Source organism: Exiguobacterium sp. OS-77, from assembly GCF_000414195.2.
Taxonomy (GTDB): Bacteria; Bacillota; Bacilli; order Exiguobacteriales; family Exiguobacteriaceae; genus Exiguobacterium_A; species Exiguobacterium_A indicum.
Genome location: NZ_DF239008.1, coordinates 1,020,506 through 1,034,445 on the forward strand (window position 1 = coordinate 1,020,506; position 13,940 = coordinate 1,034,445).

At 48.4% G+C, this 13,940-nt stretch carries 15 protein-coding genes and 1 other annotated feature; of the genes, 14 read left to right on the top strand and 1 reads right to left on the bottom strand.

Annotated features, from left to right (window positions below; genetic code table 11):
• Positions 1-11 precede the first annotated feature (11 nt).
• Positions 12-1,133, top strand: coding sequence for a tRNA 2-thiouridine(34) synthase MnmA (gene mnmA, locus EXG77_RS04920; RefSeq protein WP_035396655.1), 1,122 nt, complete (start codon positions 12-14; stop codon positions 1,131-1,133).
• A 13-nt stretch (positions 1,134-1,146) separates the two neighbouring features.
• Positions 1,147-1,812, top strand: a complete 666-nt coding sequence (locus tag EXG77_RS04925) for a lipopolysaccharide assembly protein LapB (RefSeq protein WP_023468915.1) — start codon at positions 1,147-1,149, stop codon at positions 1,810-1,812.
• A gap of 45 nt (positions 1,813-1,857) precedes the next feature.
• On the opposite strand, the gene EXG77_RS04930 is transcribed toward EXG77_RS04925, so the two are convergent.
• A complete protein-coding gene (locus EXG77_RS04930; protein ID WP_035396657.1) occupies positions 1,858-2,406 on the bottom strand; it encodes a VOC family protein in 549 nt (182 codons plus the stop codon).
• Between the two features lie 116 nt (positions 2,407-2,522).
• Here EXG77_RS04930 and EXG77_RS04935 point away from each other — a divergent pair, with 116 nt between their 5' ends.
• The 12 genes from EXG77_RS04935 (at position 2,523) to EXG77_RS04990 (ending at position 13,940) form a co-directional block, all read left to right on the top strand.
• A complete protein-coding gene (locus EXG77_RS04935) occupies positions 2,523-4,748 on the top strand; it encodes an ATP-dependent RecD-like DNA helicase (RefSeq protein ID WP_035396659.1) in 2,226 nt (741 codons plus the stop codon).
• A gap of 42 nt (positions 4,749-4,790) precedes the next feature.
• Positions 4,791-5,001: a binding site (T-box leader), on the top strand.
• A 57-nt stretch (positions 5,002-5,058) separates the two neighbouring features.
• Positions 5,059-7,701: an alanine--tRNA ligase gene (gene alaS / locus EXG77_RS04940; protein ID WP_035396661.1), complete on the top strand. Its 2,643-nt coding sequence runs from the start codon at positions 5,059-5,061 to the stop codon at positions 7,699-7,701.
• Positions 7,702-7,735: 34 nt separating this feature from the next.
• Complete coding sequence (locus tag EXG77_RS04945) at positions 7,736-8,005, top strand: IreB family regulatory phosphoprotein (RefSeq protein WP_029342229.1); 270 nt, start codon at positions 7,736-7,738, stop codon at positions 8,003-8,005.
• Positions 8,002-8,424, top strand: coding sequence for a Holliday junction resolvase RuvX (gene ruvX, locus EXG77_RS04950; protein WP_023468910.1), 423 nt, complete (start codon positions 8,002-8,004; stop codon positions 8,422-8,424). The genes EXG77_RS04945 and ruvX overlap by 4 nt, the downstream gene beginning before the upstream one ends.
• Before the next feature lie 14 nt (positions 8,425-8,438).
• Positions 8,439-8,726, top strand: a complete 288-nt coding sequence (locus EXG77_RS04955; protein WP_023468909.1) for a DUF1292 domain-containing protein — start codon at positions 8,439-8,441, stop codon at positions 8,724-8,726.
• Positions 8,713-9,006, top strand: coding sequence for a DUF1292 domain-containing protein (locus EXG77_RS04960; RefSeq protein WP_023468908.1), 294 nt, complete (start codon positions 8,713-8,715; stop codon positions 9,004-9,006). Before EXG77_RS04955 ends, EXG77_RS04960 begins: the two co-directional genes overlap by 14 nt.
• Positions 9,007-9,084: 78 nt before the next feature.
• Positions 9,085-10,233: an endolytic transglycosylase MltG gene (gene mltG, locus EXG77_RS04965; protein ID WP_035396664.1), complete on the top strand. Its 1,149-nt coding sequence runs from the start codon at positions 9,085-9,087 to the stop codon at positions 10,231-10,233.
• Positions 10,234-10,304: 71 nt separating this feature from the next.
• A complete protein-coding gene (locus EXG77_RS04970) occupies positions 10,305-10,943 on the top strand; it encodes an O-methyltransferase (protein WP_023468906.1) in 639 nt (212 codons plus the stop codon).
• Positions 10,944-10,959: 16 nt separating this feature from the next.
• Positions 10,960-11,607: a uridine kinase gene (gene udk / locus EXG77_RS04975; protein WP_023468905.1), complete on the top strand. Its 648-nt coding sequence runs from the start codon at positions 10,960-10,962 to the stop codon at positions 11,605-11,607.
• Positions 11,608-11,663: 56 nt separating this feature from the next.
• Positions 11,664-12,137: a transcription elongation factor GreA gene (gene greA / locus EXG77_RS04980; protein WP_029342224.1), complete on the top strand. Its 474-nt coding sequence runs from the start codon at positions 11,664-11,666 to the stop codon at positions 12,135-12,137.
• A 52-nt stretch (positions 12,138-12,189) separates the two neighbouring features.
• The gene (gene mtnN, locus EXG77_RS04985; protein ID WP_023468903.1) at positions 12,190-12,888 is read left to right on the top strand and encodes a 5'-methylthioadenosine/S-adenosylhomocysteine nucleosidase; all 699 of its coding nucleotides are present in this window, start codon (positions 12,190-12,192) and stop codon (positions 12,886-12,888) included.
• A 107-nt stretch (positions 12,889-12,995) separates the two neighbouring features.
• Positions 12,996-13,940 (top strand): beta-ketoacyl-ACP synthase III, encoded by a 945-nt coding sequence (locus tag EXG77_RS04990; RefSeq protein WP_023468902.1) that lies wholly within the window; start codon positions 12,996-12,998, stop codon positions 13,938-13,940.

Genomic DNA, 13,940 nt, shown 5'->3' on the forward strand with positions numbered 1-13,940 from the left:
AGGTGAAATAAATGAATACACGAGCGAAAGCCCCGAGTGAAACGACAGTCGTCGTTGGGATGTCGGGCGGTGTCGATTCTTCTGTGACGGCTCATTTATTAAAAGAGCAAGGCTATAACGTCATCGGAATCTTCATGAAAAACTGGGATGACACGGATGAGAACGGCTTTTGTACGGCGACGGAAGATTATGAAGACGTCATCGCGGTAGCCAATCAAATCGGCATTCCGTACTATGCAGTCAATTTCGAGAAAGAGTACTGGGATAAGGTCTTCACGTACTTCCTCGATGAATATAAACTCGGTCGGACACCGAATCCGGACGTCATGTGTAACAAGGAAATCAAGTTCAAAGCCTTCCTCGATCACGCGATGCGTCTTGGTGCCGATTTCGTCGCGACAGGGCACTATGCGCGTGCCGTCTATGAGGATGGAGAACATAAATTGCTTCGAGGCGTTGATGCAAACAAGGATCAAACATATTTCTTGAATCAATTGTCGCAAGAGCAAATCGCGAAGGCGATGTTCCCGATCGGGCACATGGAAAAATCAGAAGTGCGCCGGATCGCAGAAGAAGCGAACCTCGCAACGGCGAAGAAAAAAGACTCGACAGGCATTTGCTTCATTGGCGAGCGGAACTTCAAACAGTTCCTCGGTCAATATCTGCCGGCGCAACCCGGTGAGATGCGGACACTTGACGGCAACGTCATGGGACGTCACGATGGATTGATGTACTATACGATGGGGCAACGTCATGGACTCGGTATCGGTGGCGACGGAGAGCCTTGGTTCGTCGTCGGGAAAAATTTAGAGGAGAACATCCTCTATGTCGATCAAGGATTCCATAACGAATTGTTGTATTCGGAAGGATTACTTGCTTCAGATGTCAGCTGGACATCTGAGCGTCCGGTCGGTGAGACATTCCGTTGTACGGCGAAATTCCGTTACCGTCAACAAGATACAGCCGTCACGGTTCGTGTCCTCGAAGATGGACTCGATGTTTCATTTGACGAGCGTCAACGAGCAATCACACCAGGACAAGCAGTCGTATTCTATGATAGGGACATCTGCCTCGGTGGTGCGACGATCGATGCAGCCTATAAAGCAGGCGAACGCCTCGCTTATCTAGCGTAAGGAGCAAAAGAAGATGAACTATAATGAAGTAGGATTCCGGCATCTAGAAGCTGGAAATTATGAATTAGCAGCGCAAGCGTTTAACGACGCGATCGAAGAAAATCCAAAAGATCCGACAGCGTACGTCAATCTTGGAACATTACTCCAATCGATGAACGACGCTGATCGTGCCCTTCGTTTTTATGATCGGGCACTGATGATCGATAATACGTTTGCGAGTGCCTATTATGCAAAAGGGGCGCTGTTCTTTGCTGCCGATCAACTCGTCGAAGCAGAGGAATCATTGCGGGCAGCGTTATTATATGGACTTGACGACGCGGATCTCCATTTCATGCTTGGGATGACGTATCAAAAACTAGGTGATCCAGTCCGCGGGTTGCCCCGTTTACAGCGTGCGTCAGAACTAAACGGTGTCGATATCGAGATCGCATTCCAATACGGACTTGCCTTAGCGCAAAACGAGAAGTTGGAAGAAGCGGTCGAGATGTTCGAGCACGTCTTGATGCTTGACGAAACGCATACGGATGCACGATACAATTATGCGATTGCCCTTGCTTTCCTTGGTCAACAGGAAGCCTGTTATGCAGAACTCGAAGCCGTTCTTGCCTACCAGCCGGAACACGCCCTTGCGCGGGACGCGAAAGCGAAGATGGATGCGTTATTAAAACAAGCAGACTGATATAAAAAAGACGATTCCGCTTGGAGTCGTCTTTTTTTATGCTATTTAATTCCCAACTTCACGGATGACACGAAGTGGTGGACCGGAAAAGTCTTCATAGGCGTCATCCATGTTTTTCGTATACAGTTCGATGACGTTATTTTCCGTGTCCTTGAAATAAGCAGAATGCTCTTTTTGATTCGATGTCTCCTGTTCGTCCCATTCTCTGAGCTTCACGGTGATCGATGCTTCCCGCAATTGATTCAAGGCTTGCTGGAACTCGTTCTTCTCAACGTAGAAAGCACAGTGGACATGGACACCACCTTCATCGTACAACGTGTCCCATTCGGACACTGGTAAGTGTTTGACGGTCCGTTCTTCCATCGTAAAGTCCCGTTTCAGCCACAAACCGAGTCGAGTGTTACCGCCGATGTAAAGCCACGTTGCCCAAACCCCGTCTTGTTTAGATTGTTCTTTACTTGGTTCCGCATCCTCAGGAGCCCATTGCTCAACGACTGGAATGCCTAGTGTCCCATTCCAAAAGCCAACCGCACGGTCCATATCCTCGACTTCAAGTACTAATTCACACAATCCTGCAATCGGTAAACGTGCCATCCTTAAACTCCTCCTCTTAACGAAATGTTTCAGGGTATCTTTCCCTGATTTAAAATCCGGTAAACGAATGCTATGATGAAAGCAGCGAATGAAAAAGAGAGAAAGAAGGTGGAGTGATGGAGCACCCCCATCAAGTCGTCGGGCGCGTCAAACGTGTGCTCTTTTCTTCTGAAGAAGAAGCACACTCCATTGTATTGGTCGCCGTCAAAGAAAAGAACTTTGAACTGAAAGAACCCGAACTCGTCATCACGGGTACTGGGGTTGGGATCGAACTCGGAGGAACGTATCAAGCATTCGGTCGTCTCGTTGATCATCCTCGCTTCGGAAAACAACTGAAGGCGGAACTGATTCGGCGATCGGTTCCGATGACAAAACATGCGACGATCCGCTTCTTGACGAATGGTTCGTTCACCGGCATTGGTCCGAAGACAGCGAAAAATATCGTCGATGCTCTCGGAGAAGAGGCAGTGGATCTCATTTTGAAAGATGAACGGGTACTGAATCAGGTGCCTGGGTTAAAACAAAAACAAGCTGACATCATCTTGAGTCGACTCGCCACCTTATACGGTGTCGATCAGTTGATGCTGTTCTTAGCACCATTTGATGTTACGCCGAAGCTAGCGGCAAAGATTTATGCTGCTTACGAAGGGGACGCCATGGCGCGAATACGAGAGAATCCATATTCCTTGATGTATGAAGTGAATGGGATTGGTTTTAAGACAGCCGATCATATCGCATCACATCTTGGACTCGTCGGATTACACCCGGAGCGCGTCGCTGCTTCGATCATGCACATATTAGAACAAGAAGCAGGAGAGGGACATGCCTTTGCGACAGTCGACTCGCTATTGCAACGGGCGCCCCGGTTGCTTGGTGAAGACCCAGGGGAACGGCTAGAACAAGCGATTGAACTGTTGCTCGCTGAAGATAAGGTCAAGCTCGAAGAAGGCTGTCTGTATTTACCGACGATCTTTTATGCGGAAGTTCGGGCGGCGAAGGAACTCGCACGCGTCATGGCGAACGGTGCCGAACAGGAAGTCGATGTCGCGACGATCCTTGAAGCAATCGGGCACCTCGAAGAACAGTTTGGCATGGAATATGCGGCGCAACAGCGGGAAGCGATCGAGTTAGCGGTCAAAGCACCGTTAATGGTTCTGACCGGTGGACCCGGTACCGGTAAGACGACCGTCATCAAGGGAATTTTACATGCCCTGCAAGAAATTCATGATTGGCCGCTTGAGAAAAGTCGCGTCAAGACGGGGGATGTCTATCCGTACGTCCTTGTTGCACCGACCGGACGCGCCGCTAAACGTTTGTCGGAAGCGACGGACGTCCCAGCGATGACGATTCATCGTCTGTTGAAGTATGACGGAACGAATTTCCAATTAAATGAAGATCAGCCGATCACGGGGAAAGTACTGATCATCGATGAGTCGTCGATGATTGATATCTACTTGTTATCGAGTCTGCTCCGTGCTGTGCCGAACGGCATGAAAATCTTGTTCGTCGGTGACCGCGATCAGTTACCATCCGTCGGTCCAGGGCAGGTGCTGGCAGATTTGATGGATACGGAAGGGATTCCCGTCGTTCGTTTGAACGTCGTCCATCGCCAAGCGGAAGATTCTTCGATTTTACGACTCGCGCACGATTTGAAGAACCGGACGACGTCAGCTGATTTGTTATCACCACTTGCGGATCGTCGCTTTTACACCGCGTCTCCGCAAGAGACGTTACGTGGCATCTCAACCTTCGCGGAAAAAGCACTTGCAAAAGGGTATTCGAAATTCGATGTTCAGGTTCTGGCACCGACTTACCGTGGTCAGGTCGGAATCGACGAACTGAATGTCGCCTTGCAACGCGTCTACAATCCGGAGGAACCGAAAAAACGCGAAGTCAAACAAGGCACTCGGATTTACCGGACCGGGGATAAGATTCTTCAGCTCGTCAATAATGCGGAAGAGAACGTCTATAACGGAGATATCGGCGAAATCGTCAATATCTTCTTCGCCAAAGAGAACGTCGACAAGGTGGATAAGATCATCGCCCGCTTCGACCAGACGGAAGTCGAGTACAACCGGAGTGACTGGGATCAATTCACGCATGCCTACGCGATTACGATCCACAAGGCACAAGGGTCCGAGTTTCCGATCGTCTTGATGCCGGTCTATTTCACGGGGGCATTCAAGCATTCCCGAAACTTGATTTATACGGCGGTTACCCGTGCGAAGTCGAGTTTATTATTGTTCGGCGATCCACGAGCGTTTCATAAAGCGTCGCAAGAAGAGGAGCCTCGGCGCCGAACACGATTGATTGAACGACTCGGTGGCGTGACAAAGACTTGACGGATGCTGTGCGATAGGTAATAATCACGATAGATGAATGGACGTAACACGTTGATGGAAGATAAGTAAAAGGAAAACTCGAGTCCAGAGAGAAGTGAGTCTGCTGCAATCACTTTCTCGAGTCCCTTTGAAGCTCCTTCCGGAGTCGGGTGTAAACACCTGCGGGTCATCCCCGTTATCAGATGTTCGAGGTAAGCAATGGATTGCTTACGAACGAGGGTGGTACCACGGAAGCGATGCTTTCGTCCCTTTTCAGGGATGAAGGCATCGCTTTTTTGCGTCCAAATAAAACCAATGGGGGTAACTGTTCATGAAAGCTCTAAAACCATTAACGGGTGCGCAAATCCGTCAGATGTATCTTGATTTCTTCCAAAGCAAAGGGCATGCGATCGAACCGAGTGCTTCACTCGTACCGGTCGAGGATCCATCGCTCTTGTGGATCAACTCAGGGGTTGCGACACTCAAGAAGTATTTCGATGGTCGTGTCATTCCTGATAATCCACGTATCGTCAACGCACAAAAATCAATCCGGACGAACGATATCGAAAACGTCGGGAAAACAGCACGTCACCATACGTTCTTCGAGATGCTCGGAAACTTCTCTGTCGGTGATTACTTCCGTGAAGATGCAATCAAATGGGGCTGGGAACTCTTGACGAGTGATGACTGGTACGGTCTTGACCCGGAACGTCTCTCGGTCACGATTCATCCGGAAGATGACGCAGCGCGTCAAATCTGGCTTGAACTCGGCGTACCGGCTGAGCGGATCATTCCACTTGAAGATAACTTCTGGGAAATCGGTGAAGGTCCATCTGGTCCGAACACGGAAATCTTCTTCGACCGTGGACCTGCTTTTGGAGACGATCCGAACGATTCAGAACTCTACCCAGGTGGCGAAAACGAACGCTATCTCGAGATCTGGAATATCGTCTTCAGTCAGTATAACCACGATGGACACGGCAACTACACGGAACTTCCGCGTAAAAACATCGATACAGGAATGGGACTTGAGCGGATGGCATGTGTCATGCAGGACGTGCCGACGAACTTCGATACGGATCTGTTCATGCCGATCATTCACAAAACAGAAGAGATCAGCGGTAAAATCTACCGTGATGATTCGAAACTCGATGTAGCATTCAAGGTCATCGCAGACCACATCCGTACCGTATCATTCGCGATCGGTGATGGTGCGCTTCCTTCGAATGAAGGACGCGGATATGTCCTTCGTCGTTTACTGCGCCGTGCGGTGCGTTATGCGAAGATGCTTGGAATCGAGCGTCCGTTCATGTATGAACTCGTCGATACGGTCGGGAATGTCATGGTCGACTTCTACCCACAAGTGCCAGAAAAAGCAGACTTCATCAAACGTGTCATCAAAAACGAAGAAGAACGTTTCCATGAGACACTGCATGACGGTCTTGCAATCTTGAACACAGTCGCTCAGACGTCTAAGGCGAACGGTGAGCATGTTATCAGTGGCGAAGATGCGTTCCGTCTGTATGACACGTATGGTTTCCCACTCGAATTGACAGTCGAGTATGCGGAAGATCATCAGATGTCTGTTGATGAAGAAGGCTTCAAACTAGCGATGGATGCACAACGTCAGCGTGCACGTGCAGCGCGTGAAGAGAGTGGTTCGATGCAACAGCAATCGGAAGTCCTCTCGACGCTAAAAGATAAGAGTACGTTCGTCGGCTATACCGACCTTAAGGCGGATGCGAAAATCATCGCATTGTTGCATGATGGAGAACGAGTCACAGAAGTCGCTGCTGGTGAAGAAGCACAAGTCATTCTCGACATCACGCCGTTCTACGCTGAAAGTGGTGGTGAAGTCGCGGATACAGGAACAATCGAAGGCAAAGACTTTGTTCTTGATGTCAAAGATGTTCAAAAAGCACCAAACGGTCAAAACTTGCATACGGTCATCGTTCGTACAGGGATCGCAACGGAAGCTGCAGACGTCGTTGCAAACGTCGAAGCAGCAGAGCGTAAAGCCGTCACGAAAAACCATACGGCAACACACTTGCTTCATAAAGCATTGAAAGATACGCTCGGAACACACGTCAACCAAGCAGGATCACTCGTTTCTCCAGATCGTCTTCGTTTCGACTTCTCACACTTCGGTGCAGTGACACAAGAAGAGTTGACGAAGATTGAACAAGACGTCAACCAAGCAATCTGGGCATCACTACCGGTTGATATCGAAGAGATGAACATCGCTGATGCAAAAGCAAAAGGCGCAATGGCATTGTTCGGTGAAAAATACGGTGAAATGGTCCGTGTCGTCTCAGCAGGCACATACTCGATTGAGTTGTGTGGCGGTATCCACGTCGGGAACACAGCAGAAATCGGCTTGTTCAAGATCGTTTCAGAGTCTGGTATCGGTGCAGGTACACGCCGAATCGAAGCGGTAACGGGTGCAGGCGCATATCGTGTCATGAATCAACACTTGGAAACACTCGAACAAGCAGCAGCTGTCTTGAAGACGAAGACGACAGAAGTTCCTGTTCGCATCGAAGCACTGCAACAACAGCTCCGTGAGACGGAACGGGCGAATGAATCGTTGCAAGCGAAACTCGCGAACATCGAAGCTGCTTCATTGAAGGACGATGTTGAGGAAATCAACGGTGTGCGTGTGCTTGCGAAACGCGTCGATGTCTCAGATATGGATGCTCTTCGCGGTATGATGGACGAGTTGAAGAGCTCGCTCGGATCGGCAATCATCGTTCTCGGAAGTGCGCAAGGCGAGAAAGTCAATCTCGTCGCAAGCGTCTCAAAAGATTTAATCGACCAAGGATATCATGCTGGTAAATTGATCAAGGAAGTCGCAACACGCTGCGGTGGTGGCGGTGGCGGTCGCCCTGACATGGCTCAAGCTGGTGGAAAAGATGCGTCGAAATTAGAAGAAGCACTCGCGTACGCTTCACAATACGTGCAATCACTGGCATAATAGAAACGTAGTGTATATGAAAGAGGTGATGAACGTGAGTCAGATGGATCAAACGATGAAATTCAACTTTCCGGAAGACGATAACAAAGCAGCGACACGTGATGTGTTGTTGACGGTCTATCATGCTTTAGAAGAAAAAGGATATCATCCGATCAACCAAATCGTCGGCTATCTCCTTTCAGGAGATCCTGCTTACATTCCTCGTCATAATGACGCACGTAATTTAATTCGTAAGATTGAACGCGACGAATTGCTCGAAGAACTCGTGAAATCTTATTTGGCGGAGAGTGGAAATTCAAAATGAAACGTGCAATGGGACTAGATGTCGGTTCGAAGACGATCGGGGTAGCGGTCAGTGACTTGATGGGCTGGACGGCGCAAGGCGTCGAGACGGTCAAGTGGACGGAACCGGATTACCCAGAAGCCTTCAAACGGCTCGATGTCATCATGAAGACATACAATGTCGAAATCCTAGTCATTGGTCTTCCGAAAAACATGAACGGTTCCATCGGTCCCCGCGCAGAAGCAAGTGAAGCTTTTGCGAAGGAAATCGAACAGCATACCGGGCTTGAAGTCGTCTTCATGGATGAACGGTTGACGACGATGCAAGCAGAACGGATGCTGATCGATGCCGATGTCAGCCGTAAAAAGCGTAAACAAGTCATCGATAAGATGGCTGCCGTCATGATCCTGCAATCGTACTTGGATCGGACGAACCGATGAAGGGGGAGAAACCGATGGCTGAAGAAAAACGTCAGTATCTCTTTCCAGATGAAGAGGGCGGCGAACATCTTTTCGAAGAATGGTACCGTTACTCGAGTGAACGTACAGGAAAAACCTATCTGTTTCTTGAAATGATCGGTAACCCTGACGAAGGAGCAGATGATCTGATCATCTGTGAGATCGATGAATATGGAGAAGGCGAAGATGATTTCGAATTGAGCCTGATCGATGAAAATGATGAGCAAACTTGGGATGAACTCGAGCTTGCGTTAAAGGAGCGGATCACTGATGCAACAGAATGAACCAACACGTTACGTAATTCCGGACGGCGAAGGAAATGATTTCGAATTCGTAGAACGTCTGCGTTACGAAAGCCCACGTTCGAGTAAGACATACATCTTCCTTGAGCCAATCGGAGCAGACTACGACGAAGCAGAAGAAGTCGATATCTTCGTTTACGAACTTGACGAATACGGTGATGGAGACAATGACTTCAACCTCGTACCGATCGATGAAGATGATACAGCGACTTGGGATGAAATCGAAGAAGTCTTTAACACGCTCGAAGATCAGTTAGACTAACCCGACTCATGACAGGTGACGTCGTAAGAGACTTTCTCTTACGATGTCACCTTGTTTTAAGAGAAGAAGGAGGAACCGATGGAGAACGAATGGAAGCAAAATGCCGAAATCGAAAAAAGGCGACGCCGGACATCACGGCGGATTACGCTAATCATCCTTTCTGTATTGTTGACGATTTTTCTAGTTGCCAGTGCGGTCGTCTATGTCTTTTTGAAAAATGCGCTTGAACCAGTCGATGAAGCAGCGACGAAATCTGTCAAAGTCGAAGTTCCTTTAGGAGCAGGGACGAGTACGATTGCTTCCTTACTAAAGGAAAAAGGCTTGATTGCGAACGAGACGATTTTCCGTTATTACGTCCGTTATAAGAATGAATCGTCATTCCAGGCGGGTACGTATACACTGTCACAAGCCATGTCCCCGGATGAAATCATCAATGAATTAAAGACGGGAACGGTCATGAAGGCAGCGGATGTGAAAATCACGTTACCTGAAGGCATCACGATGGATCGTCAAATCGCTTTGATCGCGAAAGCAACGAACTTCAAGGAAGAGACGGTCCGTAAAGAATTGACGGATGCGACATTCATCGACAGCATGATTGAAAAATATCCGATGTTGACGGATGAAGTGAAAAAAGATGGTGTCCTGTATGCACTTGAAGGGTACCTCTTCCCAGCAACGTATGAGTTTGATAAAGGAAAAAGCATTGATCAAATCGTCGAGACGATGCTCGATGAAACAGAAAAAGTCTACGATGAGAATGCGGATGCCATTCAAAAGTCAGGCATGACCTTCCATGAAGTGCTCAGTCTCGGTTCCATGGTCGAGCGCGAAGCGGCGACACCAGATGATCGTCGTGAAATCGCCGGTGTTTTCAAAAACCGTCTGGATGATGGGATGAAGCTTCAATCCGATCCAACGGTTTGGTATGGAACAGGTGAAAATACGGCTTTAACGACGCTGAAGGATCTCGAGAACAATTCGAAGTACAACACGTACAAGTACGAGGGGATTCCGATCGGTCCGATTTCAACGGTCAGCAAAGATTCGGTACTTGCCGTGTTAAATCCGAATAAAACGAAATATGTCTATTTCTTCGCCCGTCCACCAAGTGATAAACATCCACGAGGACAGATTCTATACGAAGAGACATATGAAGAACATCAACGAAACGTCGTTAAGTATAAGCCGGAATGGGTGGAATACGAAGCGAGTAAAGAGCAATGAGCAACGGGTTGGGTTGAAGCGGGAAGTTCGCTTCAAGTCAACCTGTTTATGCGGAAGAGGGAGTGAATGGCGTGAATGATTTCACGACCTATGTCGAATCAATGATTCATCCTCGAGATGCTCTGTTAGAAGAAATGGAGCGTTATGCGGAAGAACATCATATACCAATCATCGAACTGACAGGTTCCGAAGTCTTGTTATCGCTCCTGCGATTACAACAACCGAAGCGCATTTTAGAAGTCGGAACCGCAATCGGATATAGTGCGATTCGGATGGCCCGTGCGCTACCGGATGCGCGCATTACGACGATTGAACGAAATGCAAAGCGGTATGAAGAAGCAAAAACCTTCATCGCCCGGTCAGATGTGGCGGACCGGATTGACATCATTTTTGGTGATGCAGTAGAATTAGCCGAAACGCTTGAAGACCAGTTCGATGCGGTCTTCATTGATGCAGCTAAAGGACAGTATAAAAAATTCTTTGCAGGATATGGGCGACTCATTCCTGAGGGCGGCGTGCTCTATACGGATAATCTCTTCTTACACGGAGATGTCCTCGAGTCTGATCCGAAGACATTCGATCGAAGAAGACGTCGACTCGTGCGTCTCGTCAAGGAATTCACGGTCTGGATGATGGAACAAGAACAATACGATACGACGATTTTTCCGCTCGGTGACGGTGTATCTGTCAGTCGGAAAAAGTCGAAATGATGGAGGAACGAATGACATGCAAAAACCGGTAGTAATTGGTGTAGCGGGCGGAACGGGTTCAGGGAAGACGACGGTGGCACGTTCACTCGTCGATGCGTTTCCAAGTGAATCAATCGTTATGATTGAGCAGGACGCGTATTATAAAGATCAAAGCGATTTATCAATGGAGGAGCGGTATCAGACAAACTATGATCACCCGTTCGCTTTTGATAATGGTCTGTTGATTGAGCACATTCAGTCGCTCCGTGAAAACATTGCCGTTGAAAAACCGGTATATGACTATGTCGCCCACACGCGGGCACAAGAAACGATTCGTCTCGAACCACGCGATGTCATCATCGTAGAAGGAATTTTAGCGCTTGAAGACGAACGGTTACGGGAACTAATGGATATCAAGGTGTTCGTCGATACGGATGCGGACGTTCGCATTTTGCGTCGGATGCAACGTGATATCAACGAACGTGGACGTTCGATCGACTCAGTCGTTGAGCAGTACACGAACGTCGTTCGTCCGATGCATCTGCAGTTCTGTGAACCAACAAAACGGTATGCGGACATCATCGTACCGGAAGGCGGCGAGAATCATGTCGCGATCGATTTACTCGTGACGAAGATTCGAGCGATTCTTGATTATCGTTCAGCACTCGATCAAAGAGGATATTGATTCCAAAAAAGATGTGAATATACTATACTAGTGGAATAAAAAGGAGCGTGACAAAAATGGCAGAAAAGCAATACTACATGACGCTTGAAGGTAAAGCGAACATTGAAAATGAATTGAATGAATTGAAGTCAGTCCGCCGGAAAGAAGTCGTCGAGAACATCAAGATCGCCCGTTCGTTCGGTGACCTTTCAGAGAACGCTGAGTACGATTCAGCAAAAGAAGAGCAAGCGATGGTCGAAGGCCGGATCGCTCAACTTGAAGAGATGCTTCGTAATGTTGCCATCATCTCAGAAGAAGAGAAGGATATCTCGGTCGTCGGTATCGGAACGACGGTCACTTTCTTAAGTGTCGAAGATAACGAAGAAGATACGTATACGATTGTCGGTAGTGCCGAAGCAGATCCGTTCACGGGTAAAATCTCGAACGAATCACCAATCGCGAAAAGTTTAATGGGGCACCAAGTCGGAGATCAAGTCTCTGTACCAGCACCCGGCGGCGAATACGCAGTAAAAATTACATCGATCAAATAAAGAACACAGGAGCCGGAGCAATCCGGCTTTCTGTTTGATGGAGGAATGAATTATGCCAATCGCAATCATCGGCGCAATGGAAGAGGAAGTCAACTTATTGCGTAATGAGTTATCAGAACGTAAAGATACAGTCATCGCAAACTATCATTTTTATGAAGGGCTTTTAAATAGCGTTCCTGTCGTCATCTTGAAGTCAGGAATCGGGAAAGTGAACGCTGCGATCGGGACGACATTATTGCTAGACCACTACAAACCAAGTGCTGTCATCAATACGGGCTCAGCAGGCGGATTCAAGGAAGGCTTAACGGTCGGGGATGTCGTCGTCTCAACAGAAGTACGTCACCACGACGTCGACGTGACGGCATTTGGATACGAATATGGTCAGGTACCTGGAATGCCAGCTGCCTATCAAGCAGATCCGAAGCTTGTTGCAACGGCAGAAGCCGTCATCGAGCGGATGGATGCGATTCGCGTCGTTCATGGATTAATTGCGACAGGCGATTCATTCATCCACGATTCAGAGCGCTCTGCTCAAATCAAGGCGCACTTCCCAGAAGTCGCAGCCGTCGAGATGGAAGCAGCACCAATCGCACAAGTCTGTCATCAGTTCGGTGTTCCGTTCGTCGTAACGCGGTCGATTTCAGATAGCGCCAATGAAGAAGCGTCACTCTCGTTTGATGAATTCCTCGAGATTGCGTCAATCAATTCCGCTAAAATGGTCATGGAAGTCGTACGGACGTTAGCAGAATGAGGTATGGGGGAAGGGCACGGGAGACCATGCTCTTCCTTTTTTCTTTGACAAAAGCATATTAACGCTTTATATTAGTACCAGATACTAATAACAAAAGGGGATGCCTTATGAAGATCGGGATTGTAGGATTAGGAACGTCTTTGCCGTCACGCCGCGTGACGAACGATGAATTAGCAACGACGCTCGATACGAGCGATGAATGGATTCGGACACGGACAGGAATCGGGGCACGACGGATTGCAGCCGATGATGTGGATGTCACTGACTTAGCGACAGAAGCTGCTCAGAAAGCGCTTGATGATGCTGGATTGACAGTAGAGGACATCGGGTTGATCGTCGTCGGAACGGCAACAGGACGAGCATTTCCGTCTACTGCCTGTATCGTTCAAGAGCGTCTTGGAGCACGCGGAGCGACTGCATTCGATATTAGTGCGGCATGTAGTGGTTTCATCTTTGCATTACAAACAGCTGCTAGCATGTTAGCAACAGTCGAAGGAAAACATGCGCTCGTCATCGGTGCTGAAAAAATGTCGAGTATCGTCGACTGGTCAGACCGGTCAACTGCCATCTTATTTGGAGACGGTGCAGGGGCAGTCGTCATCGGATCAACTGAGCAAGAGGGTCTTAATGCCTTTGAGCTTGGAACAGATGGACGCGGAGCACATTTGTTATTTAAGGACATCGATGGACCAATCGAGATGAATGGTCGTGAAGTCTTTAAGTTCGCTGTTCGCAAATTACCGGAAATCGTTGAAAAAGTCATTCAAAAAGCGGATAGCACACTCGAAGACATCGATATCTTGATTCCGCATCAGGCAAACCTACGAATTATCGATGCAGCGTGCGAACGACTGCATATACCGCAAGAGAAAGTCATCGTCACCATCGATGAGCATGCGAATACATCGGCTGCTTCAATCCCACTCGCGCTCGAAGAAGCACGTCAACAAGGACGCTTGACACCTGGTACGAAGCTCGTACTTGCTGGATTCGGTGCCGGATTGACTTGGGGAGCAGCATACATTACTTGGACTAAAGGAGAGAACACATAA